This is a genomic window from Pseudoalteromonas rubra (assembly GCF_004212645.1).
Taxonomy (GTDB): domain Bacteria; phylum Pseudomonadota; class Gammaproteobacteria; order Enterobacterales; family Alteromonadaceae; genus Pseudoalteromonas; species Pseudoalteromonas rubra_G.
Genome location: NZ_PPUZ01000002.1, coordinates 1 through 20180, shown reverse-complemented (window position 1 = coordinate 20180; position 20180 = coordinate 1). Strand labels below are relative to the sequence as shown.

Sequence of the window (20180 nt, the reverse complement as noted above, 5' to 3'; positions counted from 1 at the left end):
TCGTGAGTCTTACTAAACAAAATCGACTAATAACGAAATTGGAATATAAAAAATGAATGATATTACAGCAAGGATAGATAATTTATCACCAGAGCAGCGTGCTAAATTTGAAGAACTACTGGCAGCAAAAAAAATGCAACATGACGACAGTCAGCAAGAACTAGATATGCCGCAGATCACACCAAATCCAAAGGACAGGTACGAGCCGTTTCCCTTGACCGATATTCAGCAGGCGCAGTGGTTTGGTCGCAGCGGGATATTTAACATCACAGTAGCAGGACATGGATATGCTGAATTTGACTGTAAGGGTAAAGATTTAGACAGACTGGAAAAGGCGTTCAATCAAATTATTCAGGAACATGAGCAGCTGCGTATGGTTGTACTGCCCAATCTGCAGCAGCAGGTGATTAAAGATGTGGGCCACTACACATTTAAGCGCTATGACATGCGTGGGAAAAGCGAAGCTGAACTACAAGCCAGTCTAGACAGCGTCAGGGACAGAATGTCACACGAGATCCTGCCCTCGGACGTATGGCCGATTTTTGAAGTGTGTGCCACCATCTGGGATGACAACTTACGACTGCATTTTAACTTTGACTTGTTAGTTGGCGACGCCTGGAGTTTCCGCGTCATTATCGACGAGTGGGCAAGGATCTATAACGATCCGCAAAACTATCGCCCCAGTCCGAAGGATTTGACCTATCGCGACTATGTTCTGGCGTTGCAGGAGCTGGAAGAGTCACCGATCTTTGAGCGTGACTTGGCATATTGGAAAGAGCAACTGCAAGATCTGCCTCCACCGCCATTGCTGCCGATGATTGCAACGCCAGAAGAGATCAAAGAAGTCCGGGCTGAGCACTATTCTATCGTGTTGAATGAACAGCAATGGACGGATCTAAAGGCGGTGATCAAGCAAAAAACACTAACACCATCCGGGTTTTTTGCCAGTGCCTTCTCAGAGGTGATCTCACTGTGGAACTCAGTTTCCGCGCACACTTTAAACATGACCGTATTTAACCGTTTGCCTCTGCACCCGGAAGTCAACAATCTGATGGTTGGGGAGTTTAATTCCTTCCAGTTGGTGAAAGTGGACAACCAGGGGCAACGGCCGCTGATTGAGCGTGCTGCGGATGTCCAGTCGCTGATGTGGCAGCATCTGGAGCACAGAAGTATCACAGGTGTACGCCTAATGCGTGAGCTAACCCAGATGACGGAAAGCTCTGTGGGTGAAGCCATTATGCCTGTGGTATTTACCAGCACGCTGGCGCACCATGAAGGTGAAACGGATATGCCGACTCAGGCACCAGGTAGCTGGGTGTACGAAGTGTCACAAACACCGCAGGTATGGATGGAACATCATTTATGGGAAGAAGACAGTGAACTGGTGCTGCACATTGATGTGGTCGCAGGATTGTTCCCCGATGGTTTGATCCAGGATTTTATTGATACCTACGAAAAACTCATTTTTAAACTGATCTATGAAGAAGCTGCCTGGCAGCAGGGGAGCGCTGATTATCTGCTGCCGGATCATCAAAGAAAGCTGTGGGCAAGCTATAACAACACGGCCGCTGAGATCCCGACAGAGCTGTTGCATGAAGGTTTTCTGAAGTCTGCGCAGCAATGTCCTGACAAAACGGCAGTCGTCTCAAGCCGTGGTAACCTCACATACGCAGAGCTGGATCACAAGTCGTCGCAACTGGGCAACTACTTATATGACAAAGTGTCGGTTAATGAGCTGGTGGCCATTGTGGCACCGAAAGGCTGGGAGCAGGTTGCTGCGACGCTGGGGATCTTAAAGTCAGGTGCAGCATATCTGCCGATTGACCAGGAGCAGCCAACTCAAAGGTTACATGAAATTTTGGCCAGTGGCGGTGTCACTCAGGTGGTTACAACTGCTGCCCTGATGCAGGAGATCACCTGGCCGGAGCATGTTGAATGTGTCAGTTTTGAGTGTGAGAAACTATGCAGTCAGGCAAGCACGTTACCTGTACCGAGACAAAGTAAGCATGACGTCGCCTATGTTATTTACACCTCGGGTTCTACAGGCAAGCCGAAGGGCGTGACAATTGACCATCAGGGGGCAGTGAACACCATAGTCGACATTAATGAGAAGTTTTCTGTTTGTCGTGATGATGTGATCTTTGCCGTATCTTCATTGAGCTTTGATTTATCAGTCTATGACATTTTTGGTGGCCTGGCGGTTGGTGCGACGATTGTGATGCCACAGAACCAGCTGCCCGACCCTAAACACTGGCTGGAACTGGCCAATGCACATCAGATCACGGTCTGGAACTCTGTGCCGGCCTTGCTAGAAATGTTTGTTGACTACGCAGACGAACATGCCCAGATCATTCCTGATTCACTGCGCTTATCCCTGATGAGTGGTGATTGGGTGCCACTGTCACTGCCAGATAAGTTGCAATTGATCAACTTTGATATGCAAGTGATCAGTCTGGGCGGTGCAACAGAAGCGTCTATCTGGTCCATCTACCACCCGATCGATCAAGTTAAATCGCAGTGGAGAAGCATCCCTTATGGTAAACCACTTAAAAATCAGACTTTTTATGTTCTGAATGATGCCCTGGAAGTGTGTCCGTTATGGGTGCAGGGAGAACTGTACATTGGCGGTGTGGGCGTTGCGCAAGGTTACTGGGGCGATCAGGAAAAGACCGATGCAGCATTTATCACTCACCCGGTTACCAAAGAGCGCTTGTATAAAACAGGTGACTTAGGTCGGCTGCGTCCGGAGGGGTGGATCGAATTCATGGGAAGAAACGATACCCAGGTTAAAGTGCGCGGCTTCCGGGTTGAGCTGGGTGAAATCGAGTCGGCGCTCTATCAGATTGATGGGATCAGACACAATATCGTGATCACCGCAGGTGAAACAAACCAGGATCGTCAGCTGGTTGCTTATCTGGTCGCAGACGAGGTAAACGGCGATCCGGTAGCCTTTATCGAGACGGTGAAGGAAGCGCTGCGCGCCAGGCTGCCGGACTACATGATCCCGGAAAATATCCAACTGCTCGATAGCCTGCCGTTGACGGCCAATGGCAAGGTAGACCGCAAGAATCTGCCTGAATTTGAAAGCAATGCTGTGGAAGTGGTGTATGTCGCACCGGCCACGGATGTGGAAATACGCGTTGCCGAAATTTGGTCTCACCTGCTGAAAGTAGACAAAATTGGTACGCAGGATGATTTCTTCCGTTTAGGTGGCAACTCGCTCATCGCCAGTAATCTGTTGTACAAGCTGAATGAGGTGTTTGGCGTAGACCTGCCATTATCAGAGCTATTTGAAGCAACCACGGTGGCACAGATCTCCGCCCTGATTGAAAAAACGATTATCAATCAAATTGAGTCTATGTCAGATGAAGAAATTGAGCTGCTGGAAGATTTCTAAGGACGGACCATGACAGATTTAGAGAAAAAAATACAGGGCATGTCTGCTGCGAAGCAAGCCATGCTGCGTAAAATGCTCAAAGGAAAAGCGGTTAAGCTGGATGAACAGCAAGCAGTGCAAACCATGATAGCAGAGCCTGAGCAGCGTTATACGCCGTATGCACCACGCAGTTTTCAACTGGCGCAGTTAAAGGCGGCAGCAAAAGCCGGTACGGGACACTGGTTTTTTATGGAGACACAACGTGATGCCTTAGATATTGAGCGATTTGTTGAGACCATCAACCAATTGGTTGCTCATCACACTATCCTCCACAGTATTCAGGTGGATGACGGGCAAAGCACGCAGCTGCAAACCCGCACCGCTGTGGACTGGCAGGCACACGTGGTGGATCTGAGAGGCGTGGATGAAAGCAGCAAAGTACTGCGCCTGGCCCAGATCCGCGCCCAGTTTGAAGCGCCGAGAGCGGGTGAAAACACACAGCCGTTTATGGTGACAATTTGTCAGCTGGATAACAACCAGTGGCAGCTGTTCGTTGGCGCTGATCTGATGTTGCTGGATCTGGTCAGCGTGGAGTTTCTAGCCTTGCAATGGCGCCAGCTATATGAAGGTCGTAAATCGCTGGGTGAGATTGGTGCGCTGACATTCCGTGACTACTGTCAGACTGAGCGGGCATTTCAGAAGTCCAGCCGGGAGTGGCAAAACTCTCGGACATACTGGACTGAAAAGTTAGCGGATCTGCCTCCAGTGCTGACAGGGGATGATTTATCCAGCACTCAGCCAGTATCTACCGCAGGGGCTGAATATCGAGTGGATATTATCGATAAATCACTCTGGATGGCGATTAAGGCATTTGCCAGTGATAACAAACTGACCGGCTCCATGGTCATCTACAGCCTATTTACTCTGGCGCTGGCTGGGACTGCCAGACTGGCTGACTTTACTCTGGAAATGCGTCTGTTCAATCGCATTTCATTCGACGCCAAAGTCAATGACATTCTTGGTCAGTACAGCTCCGGGACCTTCAGTAAAGTGGAGATCGATGGCCTGGCGCAGTTTGTTGACTATTGTCGTCAGCTGGAATCACAAACCTGGGCAGATCTGGACAATGGCTTTTATGACGTGGTGAGCGAGCAGGCGCTGACTGAGCAGGTCAAAGATAACCGCATTGTGTTTACCAGCACTATCTCCCGATACAGCGAATTTGTTGAGGAAGGTGTGGTGCCGCCGATGAAGTGGTTCGGTGCAATGCACAATGGTGTTGCCCATGTGCCGGGTCAGGCTCTGGAGCTATTGATCGTTGAAAATGCGAATCTTCTGGAGTTGCATTGGTTTATTGATCATAACAAGGCATCGGGCGGGGTGGAGCAAGTTATCACACAGACTGCCAGTTTGATCAAATCGGTTGCTCAGGCACCCGAGCGCTTTTTTGCATGTGCCAATGCGCAGCTGGTTGATCTGAGCTTCTGTGATTGTGCGGTAGAGGAGGCGTAATGAATTCAGATGCGTTTCTTAGCGAGCAAAAGTCACATGTCTTGATGACCGGAGCAACTGGGTATCTGGGCTCGCACCTGGTGGCGGAGCTACTGCAACTCCCATGGCTTAGAGTAACGTGTTTGGTCCGGGCACAGTCGCAACAAGCGGCTGTGCAGCGGCTCAAAGACAGCTTGCAATCTTTCGATTTGTGGGATGACAGCTATGCGGAGCGTCTCGACGCAGTGGTTGCTGACCTCGGTGAGCCCAGGCTGGGGCTGGCACCGCTGGTCTACCAGCAGCTGCTTGATGATATTGATGTAGTGTTGCACAACGGCGCCGCGGTTAACTATGTGCTGACTTATGCCCAGCTAAAAAATATCAATGTCAATGGCACGCAGGCTTTGCTGCGGCTGGCACAGGAATCAGACGTGGCGTTTGTCAATGTGTCCACCTTACGCTTGTTTGATGCCAGAAGTGATGGCCAGCCTATTCTGGAAAGTGATGAAGTGGATGAGGCGTCGACGGCTTACTCAGGTTATTCGCGCTCTAAATGGGTAGCAGAAAAGCTGGTGGCGAATGCTGGCAAGCGTGGCTTGCGTTATTTCACCGTGCGGCCCGGGTTGGTGTGCGCCGGCAAAACCTATAACTCGCCGAACGTCAATGATGCACTGGCTAAACTGGTGACCGGATGTATTCAACTTGGCGCTGCACCAAGCGGTGCGCTACAAGTCAACCTCACCTCTTTGGATTATGTGGTAAAAGGGCTCGTTGAGCTGATGTTGAAAAGTGGTACCAGCGGAAAAACCTTTCATCTGGTCAATGATGACGCGACCTTGTTTAGCCGGGTGATGGAAGCGGCAATTGAACTGGGGCATCCCCTGGAGCTGTGTGATTATGACGTGTGGGTGGCGCGGCTCAGGTCGAATGCTACCACCAGTGACAATGCGCTGTTGCCTTTGCTTGACTACTTTGAGCCGGAGTTACCACAGAAAAGCCAGGGCAGGGTGTTTGACAGTCAGTTCACTCAGTCTTTCATCAGTCAGCACCATGTTGACAGCGGCAAACTGGACGATGAAGCACTACAGCGTGTGGTGCTGGGTATGCGGCAATTCAACCTGTTCCCTTCCCCTGTTTAATTGTAAGGAAATCGCGCACGGATTGTTGCGTGCGCGTTTTTAAAGGATCTTAGCTATGAGTAATAAATTTAGTCTGAAAGCCACCAGTGAAACACTGCGAGCGTTCAGTGAAACATATGTTCGACCCAATGTCTTGGCCAGGGATAAAGCGCAAAAATTGGACATAGATATACTGGAGCAACTGGCAAGTGCTGGCTTGCTGGGGCTAGAAGTGCCCGAGCCGTACTTTACCCGGGACGACAATTGTTTGTTTGACAGTGCCTTGCCCTTTTCTGGCTCGGTGTTGACCATTCAGGAAATCTCACGGGTCGATCCGGGTGTCTCGGTCTATTTGCATGTGCATAACATACTGTTTAACAAGCTGCTTTTACAGTTTGGCAGTGAGGAGCAAAAGCACCAGTGGTTGCCCAAGGTGGCAACGGATGTTACGGGCGCATTTGCGGTCACTGAGCCTCAGGCTGGCAGTGATCTGTCCCTTATGACCACTTCCGCGACCAAAGTTGAAGGCGGCTATGAAATTTCCGGTGAAAAAACCTGGATAACCAATGCCAAAGAAGCGGGTGTCATGGTGCTGATAGCCAATGTGGCACAGTCTTGCGGTCGTGAAGTAGCCACCGCGTTTTTACTGGATACCAATTTACCCGGTGTCACGATTGGCGAACGGCTGAGCAAAATGAGTGTTCGGGCAAGCTCAACATGTCCTGTCGTTCTGAATAAGGTCTTCGTGAGTGATTCAGCGGTACTGGGCACACCCAATCAGGGTGTCGACATTGCCAACTATGGTTTATGCGTTGGCCGGATTGGCATTGCAGCACAAATGCTTGGTCTGTCAGAAGGGGCACTCGAGCTGGCCACGAATTACAGTAATGAGCGCCATGCTTTTAAAGATAAAATCGTTAACTTTCAGGGCGTAGCGTTCCCGCTTGCGCAGTTGTCTGCGGAGATCAGCGTGCTCAAACCCTTTATTTATCAGGCTGCGAAGAAGATTGAGCTGGGCTATTCGGCAACTCAGGTAATGGATGATGCGAATAAAGCAAAACTGCTGGCATCTCAGCTAGCAGAGAGAGCGTCTTCCTGTGCGGTCGAAACCCTGGGCGGCAATGGGGTTGCAGAACAGTATGCAGTCGAAAAACTCTACCGCGATGCCAAGGTGGGCAAAATTTACGAAGGTACCGTCAACATTTTACTGAGAAGCATTGCGAGCAGGGCTTTGTGTAATTAACGGTTGGCAAGTGGCATAAGCAGGAGTTCGGTGCGTAGACCGCACATAAGGTGCCTGCTCTTGCTTGCCTTGTACGCAATTGGAACAGGAGTAAATAAATGGACAAGCAAATCAATAGCCGGGTTTGCCCGGTTGAAAAGGCCCAGTCGCTGGATACTTGGTACCGTCGCTGGCTGCAAAACCCATACAAGGTTGCGCAACCTTATGTGTCGCAAGGCATGAAGGTGGTCGATTTTGGCTGTGGCCCGGGTTATTTCACGCTGGATATTGCCAGACTAGCCGGTGACTCAGGGCAAGTGTTCGCGATGGATATACAGCAAGGCATGTTGGACATAGTAGCGGCGAAAACAGCAAGTGCGGATATCAATAATCTGCAATGTGTATTGTGCAGTGACAGTGCCTGGTCGGCTTTGCCTCCGATCGATTTGATCTGGGCTTTTTACGTTGTGCATGAAGTACCAGACCCGACAAAGTTGATTGAACAGTTTGACCGTGTCCTCAAGCCCGGAGGTGGCATACTGATAGCCGAGCCGGCTATTTTTGGCCTCAGTGCCTCCCACTTTAAAGCCACAGTCACCCAGTTTATAGCAATGAACTACGTTGTGAAGCCGGTAAGGGGACTGTTCATGGCAAAAACATACTTTTTCGAAAAGCAAGCATAAGGAGCATTGCAGGCATGGTAAAGGACAATGTTTGGTTTGTTCAGCACAAACCAAAAAGTGCACATATCACTCACAATTTATTTTGCTTCCCTTATGCCGGAGGCAGCGGCCAGGTATACCTTGACTGGCCACAAAAGGTGCCCGACCACTGTCAGGTAATAGGGATCGAATACCCAGGTCGGGGCAGGCGCTTTGGCGAGCCGTTGGAAAACAATTTAACCCAGCTGGTAGAGGCCTTATTTGACAGCATTAAGCCGAGTCTGACCAAACCGTTTTCGTTTTATGGTCACAGCAACGGGGCATTGGTCGCATTTGAGCTGGCAAAAAAAATCAATGCTGAATTGGGGTTAAAGCCGAAAAAACTCTTTATTGCAGCAAAGCGGGCACCGCAAAATGGACGTGAATTTCCACTTCATGCTCTGCCGGAGGACGAATTTATCTCGGTATTGAAGCAGTATAAAGGCACCCCAGAGCAGGTATTTAATACCCCAGAGCTGCTGGAGCTTTACACCCCGATTTTGCGTGCTGATTTTGCACTGAGTGAAACCTACGAGTTTACAGCTGCCGAGCAGTTGAATATGGACACTGTGGTGATTGCCGGTGCACAGGATGAGGTGGCCAGTTCAGACGAAGTGTTTGCCTGGGGCGAATTATTTTGTGGCAACGTCAGCCATGAAACCTTACCCGGGGGGCACTTTTTTTTACACGAATGTGCACCACAGCTACTAAATATCATTAACAGAGAACTGTAAGGAACACGTATGCTTAATCTTGCGAAAAAAAACCTGACAAACGTTTATCGCTTTGTTGTACCAGCCTTGTTGCTGTCATCCTGCTATTCAATGGCGGCAAGCATAGATGCAAAATCGCTGATGGAAAAAAGGCAGCAACATAACTCGGGTTGGCACTCCAGTAAAGCAAATTTAGAGATGGTACTTTACACGCCATCGGGTGAAACCTCGACGCGTAAGATGCGCAATATGTCACTTGAAGTCGTGGACGATGGTGACAAGAGCCTGAGTATGTTTGATGAACCACACGATGTCAGTGGCGTTGCATTTCTCAACCATTCTTACGTTTCTAAAATGGATAATCAGTGGTTGTACCTCCCCAGCCTGAAACGCGTCAAGCGCATTTCCTCAAACAACAAATCCAGCTCATTTATGGGCAGTGAATTTGCGTATGAGGACATGAGTTCGTTTGAAGTAGGCCGTTATAGCTATGGCGCGGCGAGCCAGGACAATACCTTAGACAAACCGGCGTTTGTGGTCGAATCAACGCCAAGCTATCCCAGCTCAGGATACACCAAGCTGAAAACTTGGCTAGATGCCGGTCATTACCAGCCGTTGCAGGTGGAGTTTTTTGATAAGCGGGGAGAGCTGTTAAAACGGCTCACCCTGAAAGATTATAAACAGTACAAAAATGGTGTTTGGAGAGCGCACACATTGGAAATGGCCAATGTCCAGAATGGCCGTAAGACCGTACTTCGTTACTCAAATTTTGATTTTACCGTTTCACTGGCAGACAAAGATTTTAATAAGAATGTACTGAAACGTATTAGATAATCGTCTGCGTGCCTGTTCAGGTGGACCAGACATGAGGAACACCTGACAGTGCACGTGAAACAAACAGGGATACCGTATGAGATATCTGTTATTTGTTATGTTGTGTGTCAATTCAGCACAGGCCTTTGAGCTTAAAGGTCAGGCAGACATAGAGCATAGACAGTTTTTTGCGCACGGAACGCAAGATAATGGTTTGTATCAAACCTCCGTTAAACTGGAGCCGGAATTTTACTTGGCAGAGGTAGCGGGTAGCACCAGTCTGACCGTTAAGCCATTCGCGCGTTTCGACGGGCTCGATAAAAACAGAACCCATGTCGATCTGCGTGAATTTATATTTTTGCATGTTGCCGACGATTATGAGTTGCGCGCCGGAGTCGGGAAAGTCTTTTGGGGGGTCACTGAGTCATTGCACCTGGTAGATGTGATCAACCAAACCGATCAGCTTGAGGGCGTGGACGGCGAGGACAAGCTTGGCCAGCCTATGGTGCAATATAGTATTGCCCGGGACTGGGGGATGTTAGATGTGTTTATGTTGCCCTATTTTCGCGAGCTGGCATTTCCGTCGGCTCATGGGCGTCTGGGGACGCCATTTGAGGTGGATGATGCCGCTGTAACTTATGAGTCGTCGCAACAGGAAAAACACCTGGATTTCGCCCTCAGATATAGTCAATATTTTGATATCTGGGAACTTGGCGTCAGCTATTTTCGTGGTACTAACCGGGAACCACTGCGTCGTATCAATAGCAATGACACTCTGGCACTTCATTACACGCAAATGAACCAAATCAGTGTCGACTTGCAGGGGGTTATTGACAGCTGGTTACTAAAACTGGAAGCATTGTCGAGAAACGCTCTGCAGTCACATGTTGCCTATGTTACCGGTTTTGAGCACACCACAACGCAGGTTTTTGATAGCCGCATGGATCTCGGTGTTATTCTTGAATATCAATACGATAGCAGGAACGGTACGGACATGCCGCTGACCCAAAATGACCTATTTTTTGGCACTCGGGTGGTGGCCAATGACATAGATGGCAGCGAGTTATTGGCGGGTGTTTCGTGGGATTTGGATGACAAGGATTCGTTTATTTTTAAACTCGAAGCGTCAACTCGGCTCACAGATCAATTTCGGGCAGTGCTAGAGGCTTACCTTTTCCACTCTCAGACTCCGCACAATCCGGTTTATGGCAACCGTAAAGAAGACTTCTTACAGCTGACTCTGGAATATTACTTTTGAATCTGTCTGTCTCGTGTGTCAGAGGTTATCCTGACACGTGAGACAGACAAGTAACAAACAAATCTATACAGTGCAAGGGCGTTTTAGTCTGTCACCGCTGCTGAAAAGTGTGTACGGGCAGCTTTGGTGAGGCGCACCAGCTCCTTGCGCACTGCGGTTGCGTCTTCGCAGCGCTTGTCGAAGGGCACGTAATAGGATTTGTTATTTGCTCTGAAATAACAGCCTTCATTGAGTAGCGTGGTCATCATCACCTCGGCGGCATCAACATTATGCACCAGCTTAAGGATCAGCTGATTGGCATCCCGATGGTCGTCATTCATATGTGCCACCATATGCGCTTCGCTGGCCAAATCCCAATTGGCAGCAGGCTGTGCCCATTCGTCTGCCTCTAGCCAGAAGATCTGGCCAAAGCCGGCGATATAACGCACGCGTTTTATGTCCATACGCCACAATTTGAAATCATGTGCCTGGCGGTAGCTGACGGCCTCAGGAAAGTGACGCTCATAGCGCAGCAGTAACTCGGCTGCTTCTTCATCTGGCACCGGGGTGGCGTCGCCGACGATGGTGACGCGGGCATGCTCGTTCTGATCGCCGCTTTGCGCCGCATCAAATATGGTCGCGCACACTCTGCTGTCGGCTGTCAGGTTGCGTGAATGCTGTGCAATGCCTGCAATGTAAAAAATTAGCCGACCCTGATCGTCACTCATAAATGGCGTGACTGAGCCAAACGGGTAGCCGGCCAGGTTTTTAGAGAGTGTGGACATCACACAGACAGTCGAATGTCTGAGCAGCTGGCGCGCTTCAAAAACAGCTTGTTCACGCATTGGGAGCTCCTGTTAGCGGTTCTGAGAATATCATAGGTATATTATATCCGGGATGCAGATTAATCTGCATGCCTGTTTGGTAAATGGGTTGCAATACTTCGTGTCTGAGGACATTTTGCGGCGGACCATCGCTTCGGATCTGGCCATTATCCAGCAAGAGGATCCGGTCGGCATAAAGCGACGCGAGATTTAAATCATGTAATACGGCAATAACCGTATTACCCTGACGGGCAAAGCGTTGCGCGGCACTGAGTACCCGATGCTGGTGGTGCAGATCTAGTGCCGAGGTCGGCTCATCCAGCAACATCAGTTTGTTTCGGGTGCCCGGGTCATGTGCATTTAGCTGGGCCAGGCAGCGGGCAAACTGGGCGCGCTGAAATTCGCCGCCAGACAGTTGCGTAACCTCACGTCTGGCGAGCTGTTCAAGTGCCAGCTGAGTGATGAGTTGATCCACCACGGCAGCTTGTTCCCTGGGGCTTTCCTGATAAGGGTAGCGGCCCATGGCGATAAGCTCTGTGGTATTAAAGGCAAAGTTGACCCGATTGTGCTGCAACAGCACGGCCCGCTGTGTGGCCAGCGTTAGCGGGTCCAGCGTATTGAGTGGTGCGCCGCGCCATAAGATCTCGCCATGATAAGGAATATCATCGCAAATCGCGCTCAGCAGGGTCGACTTACCGGCACCATTTTCACCCAGTAAGACAATAAACTGACCAGCTTTTAGCGTCAATGACACCTTAGTCAGTACCGGCTTGGCGCCGCGGGTCACCGTCAGGTTAAGACATTCAAGCATGTGCACCTCGTTTTTGTTGGATCAGCAAATAGACAAAAAACGGACTGCCGAACAGGGCGGTGATCACACCAATGGGCAGCTCTGAAGGGACAACAATCAGACGTGCCAGCCAGTCGGCCGTGAGCAATACCACACAGCCAAGTAACATACTCAAAGGCAGCATACGGCGCAGATCGGGGCCGACCAGCAGGCGTGCCAGATGCGGGACCAGCAGGCCAACAAAGCCTATCATGCCTGACATAGCAACGGCGCCACCTACACCCAGCGCTATCAAAAATATGACTTCATTTTTCAGTCGCCTGACGTTAACGCCCAGGTGTCTGGCATCGCGCTCACCGAGCATCAAAGCGTTGATCTGTTTACGACGAATAAACAGCATGGCGATACAGATGAGGATCAGCGGCGCACCATATTGCATTGCGGGCCAGCTCGCACCGGCCAGTGCGCCCATCTGCCAGTAGGTCATCAGGCGCAGCGAGGTATCGTCGGCAAAAAAGCTAAATAACCCTATCAGGGCCATGGCCACGGCATTGATGGCTACTCCGGCAAGCAGCAATACCGTGATCTGGACCTGACCCTGGTGACTGGCAATCCGGTATAATAAAGAGGTGATCGCCAGAGCACCCAGAAAGGCAGCCGGTGCGACCATGGACTCATTAATAAAGGCAACCTTGGGTGACAGTGCAATCACGGCTATGGCTGCAACGGCGGCGCCACCGGTTACGCCCATCAGGCTTGGGTCCGCCAATGGATTGCGACACAATGCCTGACTGGCAGCACCACTGCAGGCCAGTACACAGCCCACCAACAGCGCCAGCAGCAGTCTGGGCAAGCGGATCTGGGTTACCACAGTCGCATGCAGCTGGCTGATGTCCTGAACAAAAGCGTCGGGCAATATTGCGACCAGAGGCATGCGCCAGTCCCAGCCAACCGGGCCGCTACTCAGCGATAACCAGGCGAGCACAATCACCATGACTGCGCTCAGCCACAACCAGATCTGGTGATGACGCGCCGTCAGAATAGCAAGTGTGGGTGTCATAGCGCGGATTGTTCCCGATAAGCTGCAAGCTGAGCAATGGCCTCGGGCAATCGGGTGGTCATGCCCATTGACAGCAGAGAGTCCATGACCAGCAGTCGGCACTGCTGCGCTGCTGGCAGTAATGCCAGGGCACTTTGCTGACAAAACTGCTCAGGGCCGCCCAGGCTATACACAACATGGCTGGGCGCGACCAGAAAATCGGGCGCACTGACCAGCATGGCCTCGCGATTGAAGGGTTTGTAGCCGGGTGCCGTTGCCAGATTACGGATCCCTGTGTAGTCAAACAGAAGGTCTGGCACGGTTTCCGGGCCCGCCACGGTAACACCGCGATCGCCCGCAGAGAGAATAAACAGGGCACTGAGCGACGACGGTGGCGCTTTGGCGGGCAAGGTTTGCTTCAGGCGGGCAATAAGACCTTGTGCCTGGCTTTGGCGGTTCAGATCCCGGCCCAGCTGACCTATCAGGTTAAAGAGTTCATTAATATTGGTCGGCTTATCGTACAGATTCAGTTTAACGCCTGTGCTGCGCAGCTGGGTTAAGACTTCGGGCCTGCCACTGCCTTGTAAGGCCAGGATCAGCTCGGGATGTTGAGAGAGCACCCCTTCAGCTGCCAGATCCCGATAGTAGCCAACTTTGGGTAATTGAGTTGCTTGCAGCGGCGAGGTACTGGAGGTATCAACCGCCACAACGTCTTTCCCGCCACCCAGAGCGAAGACGATGTCCGTTAGGGAGCCGCCGGCGATAACGACCCGCTGAGCTGCGAGTATTGGGTTGCTGAGCACTGCTAGCATAATCAGAAACACAAGTTTTTGCATTTTTTATCCCGTTAAAATCAATTGTATTAAATGGGTCCGGGTATTTGCTTACAGTTTATTAATCCGTCAAAACAGACAGCCTGATAGCACGTTCCCGGTCTGATGGTGATTCTACGTAATGAAAACGCATAAATCTACATAAATATAAAAATGCAAACCATTATCATTTGCAAATGAGTTTTGGGAACATTATAGTGCTCAGCAAAATAGTTCTGTTTAATTCCCTGAATGAGGTTTCTAATGACTTTAAAGCACAGCAGTATTGCGCTTGGTGTAGTGGCGGCACTTTTTGGTACGACCGATGTTAAGGCCGATGAATTTGAAAAGTCGGCAGACGTGATTGTGGTCAGCGGGTCACGGGTCGAGCAGAAGCTGTCGGATGTCGCTGGCAGCGTCAGTGTGGTGACCGAGCAGGCTCTGGAGCAGGAAGTCAGTATCGATCTGGCTTCGGCATTTCGTTATCAAACCGGTATAACCACACAGGGCAGTGCGGGTAACGCTCAGGCGATCACTGTGCGCGGCATTGGCGGCAACCGGGTTGTGTATATTAAAGATGGTCGTCGACTCAATGATGCCTACGAGGGAGGGCAGGGCTTGTTAATCGGCCGTGGTTATCTGGACTTAGAGGGTGTCAGGCAAATCGAAGTTGCGAAGGGGGCTGCATCTTCACTTTATGGCTCTGACGCACTTGGCGGCATCGTTGTGATAGCCACTAAATCGCCGTCTGATTATCTGGCGGATGTCGCCAGCTATGCGCACCTCAGCGCCGGTTATCACGGTGCCAGTGATGAGCAAAGCCTCAGCGGCGTGTTTGCAAAGCGCCTTGGCGAGCATGCTGCATCGGTCCAGTTAACGCGCCGAGATGGCAGCCAGACACAGAATTATGATGAAACCTTACCGGAGGCGGACTACACCTCTACGGCTGCGGTACTCAAAGGTGAGTTGACCCTGGGGGCGCAGTCCAGCCTGTTAACCACTTTGGATTATTACACGCAGGAAACCGAGCAGGTACTGGCAGCTCAGAGCCACGAAACAAAGGAAGAGAACGACAGCCTGTCGGTGTCTGTACTCTATAATAGCAGCGCGGCAACCAGGATATACGATAACCTGGAGGCCCAGGCATACTTCAGCGATTACGAGCAGCGCAGCGACCAAACTCGTGCTGGTGCTGACCGCTCAGGCCCTTACGTTGATACCAATGACTATCGCTTTGAGCAGCAGATTGTCGGTACCCGATTGGTACTGGACAAACAGTTAACCGTTGGCGATGTCGCGCACCAACTCGTATATGGGGCTGATTTCGACCAGTATGACACCGAGCGCCCGCGTTATAAGTCACGGCGCAACCTGCAAGGCACACTGGTTAAAGATCATGAGCCACAAAAAGCGTTCCCCGGCGCGGATACAAGGCTGATTGGGCTATTTGTGCAGGATAACGTGACGCTGCTGCCCGATACCCTGAGCGTAAATGCGGGCCTGCGATTGGACAGTTATCAGATGGACCCCAAGCAAAGCGCGTTGTACGCCGACGGTGCCTTTGACAAAATTGATGCAACGGCTTTGTCACCCAAACTGGGCGTGGTATACAGCTTGTCCCAGAATCTCAGCCTGGTGGGCCAGTATGCCCGTGGTTTTAAGATCCCGCCCCACGATCAGGCCTATCAGAGCCACGGTGTTGAGCCTTTTTACCAGATCATCCCCAATTCAGACCTGGATCCGGAATACAGTGACAGCATAGAGCTGGGCTTAAAAGGCAATTTCGATAGCAGTCAGTTCTCCCTTGCCGTATTCCATTCGACTTTTGATGATTTTATTGCCAACCAACTGGTACGCACCGAGCCGACCTTTATTCCCAATGTCAGCAAACAGGTATTTCAGTACCAGAACATTGAAGAAGTAAAAATCAAAGGGGTTGAAGCGAATATGACCCTGTGGCTAAACGATCAGCTTGCCATCGACAGTGGCGTGACCTACCTGCATGGTAAAAATTCCCAGACCGATGACTACATAGAATCGCTGAGCCCGCTTAATGGCTTTGTTAAAGCGCGTTATGAATCTGAGCAGTGGTCGCTGACAACGGCGCTGCGTGCTGCCAGTCATATGGACAAAGTCCCCTCTGATGCGGCAATTAAAACCGCTGGCTGGGCCACGGTTGATGTGTTTGCAGATTATCAGTGGCACAGCTGGCAACTGAATGTGGGGGTCTTTAATTTGCTGGATAAGGAATACGTCAACTACGAGCGGGTTGCTGGCAGTGCTGCCGACACCAGCTTGTCTCAGTATACAATGCCGGGACGTTATCTGGCGGCCAAAGTTAAGATCACCTTCTAGTCTGCACAGTTAAAGTACCGCTGTATATAAAGAAGGGTGTCTGTTTTGCGGCCCTTCTTTTATACTGATGCCCTCAGTTGCGATATGACCCAGGCTGGTCATCGCATTAACACAATTTAGGCGTCATCTTCCGTCAATTACCAAGCATCTTCATCATTTGGTAATAAAATGGATTTCACACTTGCAATGCGTGAAAAAAGACGTACAATTCCCCAGCTTCCCAAAGTGGGAAGCAAATCTTATTAATGAAAACAGTCAATCTATGTAGAGGACGGTATGGTAACTATTCGTTTGCAACGTGGCGGCGCTAAAAAGCGTCCATTCTATCAAATCGTGGTTGCGGATAGCCGTTTCTCGCGTGACGGTCGTTTCATCGAGAAAGTAGGTTTCTTTAACCCAATCGCTGCTGGTCAAGAAGAAAAACTTCGTCTAGACCTTGCCCGTGTTGATCACTGGGTAGGTCAAGGCGCTGGTCTTTCAGATCGCGTAGCGAAACTGGTTAAAGACGCTCGTAAAGCGGCTTAATAGGCGTAAGTGTAACCATGAGTCAAGAAAAAACCTCGACAATCGTTGTTGGTAAACTTGGTGCTCCTTATGGCATCAAAGGTTGGCTTAAGGTGCATTCATTTACTGATGATCCCCAAGGGATCTTCGATTTCAGCCCATGGTTGATAGGTCAACAAGGTAAATGGCAAACCCTTGAAGTGAGCGACTGGCGTCGTCACAGCAAGGGCTTTATCGCCAAGTTTGCGAACATCAACGACAGAGACGAAGCAATGGCACTGACCAATGCAGAAATCTCAGTAGATGTAGAGCAGCTCCCTGAATTACCAGAAGGGGAGTTTTATTGGCGAGATCTCATCGGTATGACAGTCGTTACGACAAAAGGGTATAACCTGGGTCATGTTGATGACTTGATGGAGACAGGATCAAATGACGTTTTGGTTGTGAAAGCAAACAAAAAAGATGCATTTGGTCAGTCTGAGCGCTTAATTCCATTCCTGACAGAGTCTGTTGTGATTGAAGTTAAGCACGAAGAACGAGAAATTACTGTAGACTGGGATCCGGCGTTTTAATGAGTGAACAGCAAAAACTATGGGTTGGGGTGATCTCACTCTTTCCTGAAATGTTTGACGCGGTCACTCAGCAAGGTGTCACCGGTCGGGCCGTAAAAAACGGGCTGATCGACTTTCACTGCTGGAATCCGAGAGACTATGCACTGGATAAGCACAGAACCGTTGACGACCGACCTTATGGTGGTGGTCCGGGCATGCTGATGATGGTCGAGCCTCTCAAACAAGCCATTCTCGATGCCAAACAGGCAGCAGGGAAAGGCGCTAAAGTAATTTATATGTCTCCACAAGGGCGGAAGTTAGATCAACAAGGTGCGGCCGAACTGGCTCAATCCGAAAAGTTGATTTTAGTCGCTGGTCGCTACGAAGGTATAGACGAGCGGATCATCGAGTCGTATGTCGACGAAGAATGGTCCATCGGGGATTTTATTTTAAGTGGAGGTGAACTGCCCGCCATGACATTAATCGACGCTGTCGCGCGATTGGTGCCAGGTGTGTTAGGTCACAACCAGTCTGCAGAACAAGATTCGTTCTCAGACGGCTTATTAGATTGTCCACACTATACTCGGCCAGAAACGTTGGATGGAAAACAGGTGCCTGCTGTATTACTCAGTGGAAACCACCAAGCGATAGCCGAGTGGCGCTTAAAGCAGTCACTGGGAAGAACTTGGTTACGCCGTCCAGACTTGTTGCGTAACCTAGCTCTGACTGAGGAGCAAGCACGTTTGCTTGCTGAATTTCAGCAAGAACATGAAGCTTGTGGCTAGAAGACAGTTACTCCTAGGAATGTGAGAAATAAAATGGCAAAAGTAAACCAAAATATTATTAAAGCGCTTGAAGAAGAGCAGCTTAAAACAGACGTACCTGCGTTCGGCGCTGGTGACACAGTTGTTGTTCAGGTTCGTGTTAAAGAAGGTGACAAAGAGCGTCTACAGGCCTTTGAAGGTGTTGTAATCGCTAAGCGTAATCGTGGTCTTCACTCTGCATTCACAGTTCGTAAAATCTCGAACGGTGAAGGTGTAGAGCGTGTATTCCAAACGCACAGCCCTCTTATCAGCAGCATTGCAGTGAAGCGTCGTGGTGCAGTTCGCCGCGCGAAACTTTACTATCTGCGTGAGCGTTCTGGTAAGTCTGCACGTATTAAAGAAAAACTTAACTAATACGTCGCATTTACCAATGCTTAAAAACGGGCCACTCTTTGAGTGGCCCGTTTTGGTTTTTATACTCTATAATTTCAATCCGCTTTCTTATCCTATTTCTTCCTGTTAGACTGGGTGTATCTTTTGGTTTACTGAAGTAAATAATAGTTTACACTATGGGAATGAGTCAAACATCTGAACTTGCTTTGCTGCGGGAGAAAATTGACGCCTGTGACAGCGCGTTGGTTGATCTGCTGGCACAGCGCCGCGAGCTTACCGAGCAGGTCGGTAAAATCAAGCAAGCCACCGGGGCGCCTTTACATGTGCCACAACGTGAAGCCAGCCTGATCGAAGCCCGGCGAGCGCAAGCCGAGCAAAAAGGGGTGAATCCTGATCTGGTCGAAGACATCTTGCGCCGCATGATGCGTGAGGCCTATGAGAATCAGCAAAGCGAACTGGCGTGCGCGGCCCCTCAGTTATCGCCTGTGGTCATCGTGGGTGGTGCAGGGGCAATGGGCCAGTTGTTTGCCCGCCAGCTTGAGCGCTCCGGGTATCAAGTACGCATACTCGACAAGGCACAACAGGCCGAGCAAGAGGCGATTTTAGCCGACGCCAAACTGGTGTTGTTGAGTGTGCCGATTAATGCACTGGAGCAGGTGATCAATGAGTTGCCTGAGCTGCCCGAAGATTGCGTGCTGGCCGATATCACCTCGGTTAAACAAGCACCCTTGCAGGCCATGATGAACAAACATGCAGGTCCTGTTGTTGGCCTGCACCCCATGTTTGGCCCGGATATTTCACATTGGGTGAAGCAAACCGTGGTGGTGTGTGATGGCCGAGGCGAGCAGGCGTATCAGGGACTGCTTGAGCAATTGCAGATCTGGGGTTGTCATCTGGCAAACATGGCAGCGAAAAAGCACGATCAGGCTATGCAGATCATCCAGGTCATGCGCCACCTCACGACGTTTGTATACGGTCAGTTTTTGGCCCGCCAGTGTCATACGCTGGAAGAGCTGAGAAGCTGCTCATCGCCTATTTACCAACTTGAGTTGATGATGGTTGGTCGCTTGTTTGCGCAATCGGGAGAGCTCTACACCGATATTATGCTGGCACAATTTGACGAAGTAGAAGGTTTGCTTGCCAGTTATCAGGATACCTTTGCTCAAACCCTGGGTCGCTTGCAGGCGGGCGATAAAGCGGCGTTGATGGCGGCGTTTGAAGAGGCGAAAAGCTATTTCTCGGACAGTGCACAAACCTTTTTACGACAAAGTCGCGGTCTGCTTAACAAGGCCAATGACGCTAAGGTCATTTCTTAGTTATGATGGCAGAGCGAGGCAAGCCTCGCTCTTGTTTTTTATACCAATTTGCTTAATTAAGTGTTCTATTTTGAGGCGAGAAAATATCGTCGATAACCAGGCAAAAATTTTGCTATTTAGTTGTTCTAAATGAGAAGTTTTTAACACCGTTAGCGCCATAT

General features: G+C 50.2%; 18 protein-coding genes. 14 read left to right on the top strand and 4 right to left on the bottom strand.

The features are described 5' to 3' along the window. The first annotated feature begins 52 nt into the window (after positions 1-52). From C3B51_RS00725 to C3B51_RS00690, 8 genes are all read left to right on the top strand, one after another. On the top strand, positions 53-3397 hold the full coding sequence (locus C3B51_RS00725; protein WP_130243847.1) for a non-ribosomal peptide synthetase: 3345 nt from the start codon (positions 53-55) through the stop codon (positions 3395-3397). Between the two features lie 9 nt (positions 3398-3406). Beyond that, complete coding sequence (locus C3B51_RS00720) at positions 3407-4888, top strand: condensation domain-containing protein (RefSeq protein ID WP_130243846.1); 1482 nt, start codon at positions 3407-3409, stop codon at positions 4886-4888. Beyond that, complete coding sequence (locus C3B51_RS00715; protein WP_125716309.1) at positions 4888-6006, top strand: thioester reductase domain-containing protein; 1119 nt, start codon at positions 4888-4890, stop codon at positions 6004-6006. Before C3B51_RS00720 ends, C3B51_RS00715 begins: the two co-directional genes overlap by 1 nt. Positions 6007-6061: 55 nt before the next feature. Then, positions 6062-7228 (top strand): acyl-CoA dehydrogenase family protein, encoded by a 1167-nt coding sequence (locus C3B51_RS00710; protein WP_125716310.1) that lies wholly within the window; start codon positions 6062-6064, stop codon positions 7226-7228. 98 nt (positions 7229-7326) lie between these two features. Next, complete coding sequence (locus tag C3B51_RS00705) at positions 7327-7890, top strand: class I SAM-dependent methyltransferase (protein ID WP_130243845.1); 564 nt, start codon at positions 7327-7329, stop codon at positions 7888-7890. 14 nt (positions 7891-7904) lie between these two features. Continuing rightward, positions 7905-8642: a thioesterase II family protein gene (locus C3B51_RS00700; protein ID WP_125716312.1), complete on the top strand. Its 738-nt coding sequence runs from the start codon at positions 7905-7907 to the stop codon at positions 8640-8642. 9 nt (positions 8643-8651) lie between these two features. Then, positions 8652-9455 (top strand): outer membrane lipoprotein-sorting protein, encoded by an 804-nt coding sequence (locus C3B51_RS00695; protein ID WP_130243844.1) that lies wholly within the window; start codon positions 8652-8654, stop codon positions 9453-9455. 76 nt (positions 9456-9531) lie between these two features. Continuing rightward, a complete protein-coding gene (locus tag C3B51_RS00690) occupies positions 9532-10692 on the top strand; it encodes a hypothetical protein (protein WP_130243843.1) in 1161 nt (386 codons plus the stop codon). An 83-nt stretch (positions 10693-10775) separates the two neighbouring features. On the opposite strand, the gene C3B51_RS00685 is transcribed toward C3B51_RS00690, so the two are convergent. Genes C3B51_RS00685 through C3B51_RS00670 form a run of 4 tightly spaced genes read right to left on the bottom strand, consistent with a single transcriptional unit; the run spans position 10776 to position 14160 of the window. After that, positions 10776-11516 (bottom strand): HugZ family protein, encoded by a 741-nt coding sequence (locus C3B51_RS00685; protein ID WP_125716315.1) that lies wholly within the window; start codon positions 11514-11516, stop codon positions 10776-10778. Continuing rightward, positions 11509-12306, bottom strand: coding sequence for a heme ABC transporter ATP-binding protein (locus C3B51_RS00680; RefSeq protein WP_130243842.1), 798 nt, complete (start codon positions 12304-12306; stop codon positions 11509-11511). The genes C3B51_RS00685 and C3B51_RS00680 overlap by 8 nt, the downstream gene beginning before the upstream one ends. Then, entirely contained in the window at positions 12299-13345 is a 1047-nt protein-coding gene (locus C3B51_RS00675; RefSeq protein WP_130243841.1) for a FecCD family ABC transporter permease, read from the bottom strand. Before C3B51_RS00675 ends, C3B51_RS00680 begins: the two co-directional genes overlap by 8 nt. Further along, positions 13342-14160, bottom strand: a complete 819-nt coding sequence (locus C3B51_RS00670) for a heme/hemin ABC transporter substrate-binding protein (RefSeq protein WP_130243840.1) — start codon at positions 14158-14160, stop codon at positions 13342-13344. The genes C3B51_RS00675 and C3B51_RS00670 overlap by 4 nt, the downstream gene beginning before the upstream one ends. A 240-nt stretch (positions 14161-14400) precedes the next feature. Here C3B51_RS00670 and C3B51_RS00665 point away from each other — a divergent pair, with 240 nt between their 5' ends. The 6 genes from C3B51_RS00665 (at position 14401) to tyrA (ending at position 20019) form a co-directional block, all read left to right on the top strand. After that, positions 14401-16491 (top strand): TonB-dependent hemoglobin/transferrin/lactoferrin family receptor, encoded by a 2091-nt coding sequence (locus tag C3B51_RS00665; protein ID WP_165389094.1) that lies wholly within the window; start codon positions 14401-14403, stop codon positions 16489-16491. Positions 16492-16767: 276 nt separating this feature from the next. Beyond that, the gene (gene rpsP, locus C3B51_RS00660; protein WP_010382415.1) at positions 16768-17016 is read left to right on the top strand and encodes a 30S ribosomal protein S16; all 249 of its coding nucleotides are present in this window, start codon (positions 16768-16770) and stop codon (positions 17014-17016) included. A gap of 17 nt (positions 17017-17033) precedes the next feature. After that, positions 17034-17567 carry a ribosome maturation factor RimM gene (rimM, locus tag C3B51_RS00655; RefSeq protein ID WP_130243838.1) on the top strand — a complete coding sequence of 178 codons (534 nt, stop codon included), beginning with the start codon at positions 17034-17036 and terminating at the stop codon, positions 17565-17567. Next, positions 17567-18331 carry a tRNA (guanosine(37)-N1)-methyltransferase TrmD gene (trmD, locus tag C3B51_RS00650; RefSeq protein WP_130243837.1) on the top strand — a complete coding sequence of 255 codons (765 nt, stop codon included), beginning with the start codon at positions 17567-17569 and terminating at the stop codon, positions 18329-18331. Before rimM ends, trmD begins: the two co-directional genes overlap by 1 nt. Positions 18332-18364: 33 nt before the next feature. Beyond that, on the top strand, positions 18365-18724 hold the full coding sequence (gene rplS, locus C3B51_RS00645; RefSeq protein ID WP_046006656.1) for a 50S ribosomal protein L19: 360 nt from the start codon (positions 18365-18367) through the stop codon (positions 18722-18724). A 161-nt stretch (positions 18725-18885) separates the two neighbouring features. Beyond that, complete coding sequence (gene tyrA / locus C3B51_RS00640) at positions 18886-20019, top strand: bifunctional chorismate mutase/prephenate dehydrogenase (RefSeq protein WP_130243836.1); 1134 nt, start codon at positions 18886-18888, stop codon at positions 20017-20019. Positions 20020-20180 lie beyond the last annotated feature (161 nt).

Coding starts and splice junctions, on each gene's coding strand:
- C3B51_RS00725 (WP_130243847.1), top strand. CDS start 53: ATGAATGATATTACAGCAAGGATAGATAATTTATCACCAGAGCAGCGT.
- C3B51_RS00720 (WP_130243846.1), top strand. CDS start 3,407: ATGACAGATTTAGAGAAAAAAATACAGGGCATGTCTGCTGCGAAGCAA.
- C3B51_RS00715 (WP_125716309.1), top strand. CDS start 4,888: ATGAATTCAGATGCGTTTCTTAGCGAGCAAAAGTCACATGTCTTGATG.
- C3B51_RS00710 (WP_125716310.1), top strand. CDS start 6,062: ATGAGTAATAAATTTAGTCTGAAAGCCACCAGTGAAACACTGCGAGCG.
- C3B51_RS00705 (WP_130243845.1), top strand. CDS start 7,327: ATGGACAAGCAAATCAATAGCCGGGTTTGCCCGGTTGAAAAGGCCCAG.
- C3B51_RS00700 (WP_125716312.1), top strand. CDS start 7,905: ATGGTAAAGGACAATGTTTGGTTTGTTCAGCACAAACCAAAAAGTGCA.
- C3B51_RS00695 (WP_130243844.1), top strand. CDS start 8,652: ATGCTTAATCTTGCGAAAAAAAACCTGACAAACGTTTATCGCTTTGTT.
- C3B51_RS00690 (WP_130243843.1), top strand. CDS start 9,532: ATGAGATATCTGTTATTTGTTATGTTGTGTGTCAATTCAGCACAGGCC.
- C3B51_RS00685 (WP_125716315.1), bottom strand. CDS start 11,516: ATGCGTGAACAAGCTGTTTTTGAAGCGCGCCAGCTGCTCAGACATTCG.
- C3B51_RS00680 (WP_130243842.1), bottom strand. CDS start 12,306: ATGCTTGAATGTCTTAACCTGACGGTGACCCGCGGCGCCAAGCCGGTA.
- C3B51_RS00675 (WP_130243841.1), bottom strand. CDS start 13,345: ATGACACCCACACTTGCTATTCTGACGGCGCGTCATCACCAGATCTGG.
- C3B51_RS00670 (WP_130243840.1), bottom strand. CDS start 14,160: ATGCAAAAACTTGTGTTTCTGATTATGCTAGCAGTGCTCAGCAACCCA.
- C3B51_RS00665 (WP_165389094.1), top strand. CDS start 14,401: ATGACTTTAAAGCACAGCAGTATTGCGCTTGGTGTAGTGGCGGCACTT.
- rpsP (WP_010382415.1), top strand. CDS start 16,768: ATGGTAACTATTCGTTTGCAACGTGGCGGCGCTAAAAAGCGTCCATTC.
- rimM (WP_130243838.1), top strand. CDS start 17,034: ATGAGTCAAGAAAAAACCTCGACAATCGTTGTTGGTAAACTTGGTGCT.
- trmD (WP_130243837.1), top strand. CDS start 17,567: ATGAGTGAACAGCAAAAACTATGGGTTGGGGTGATCTCACTCTTTCCT.
- rplS (WP_046006656.1), top strand. CDS start 18,365: ATGGCAAAAGTAAACCAAAATATTATTAAAGCGCTTGAAGAAGAGCAG.
- tyrA (WP_130243836.1), top strand. CDS start 18,886: ATGAGTCAAACATCTGAACTTGCTTTGCTGCGGGAGAAAATTGACGCC.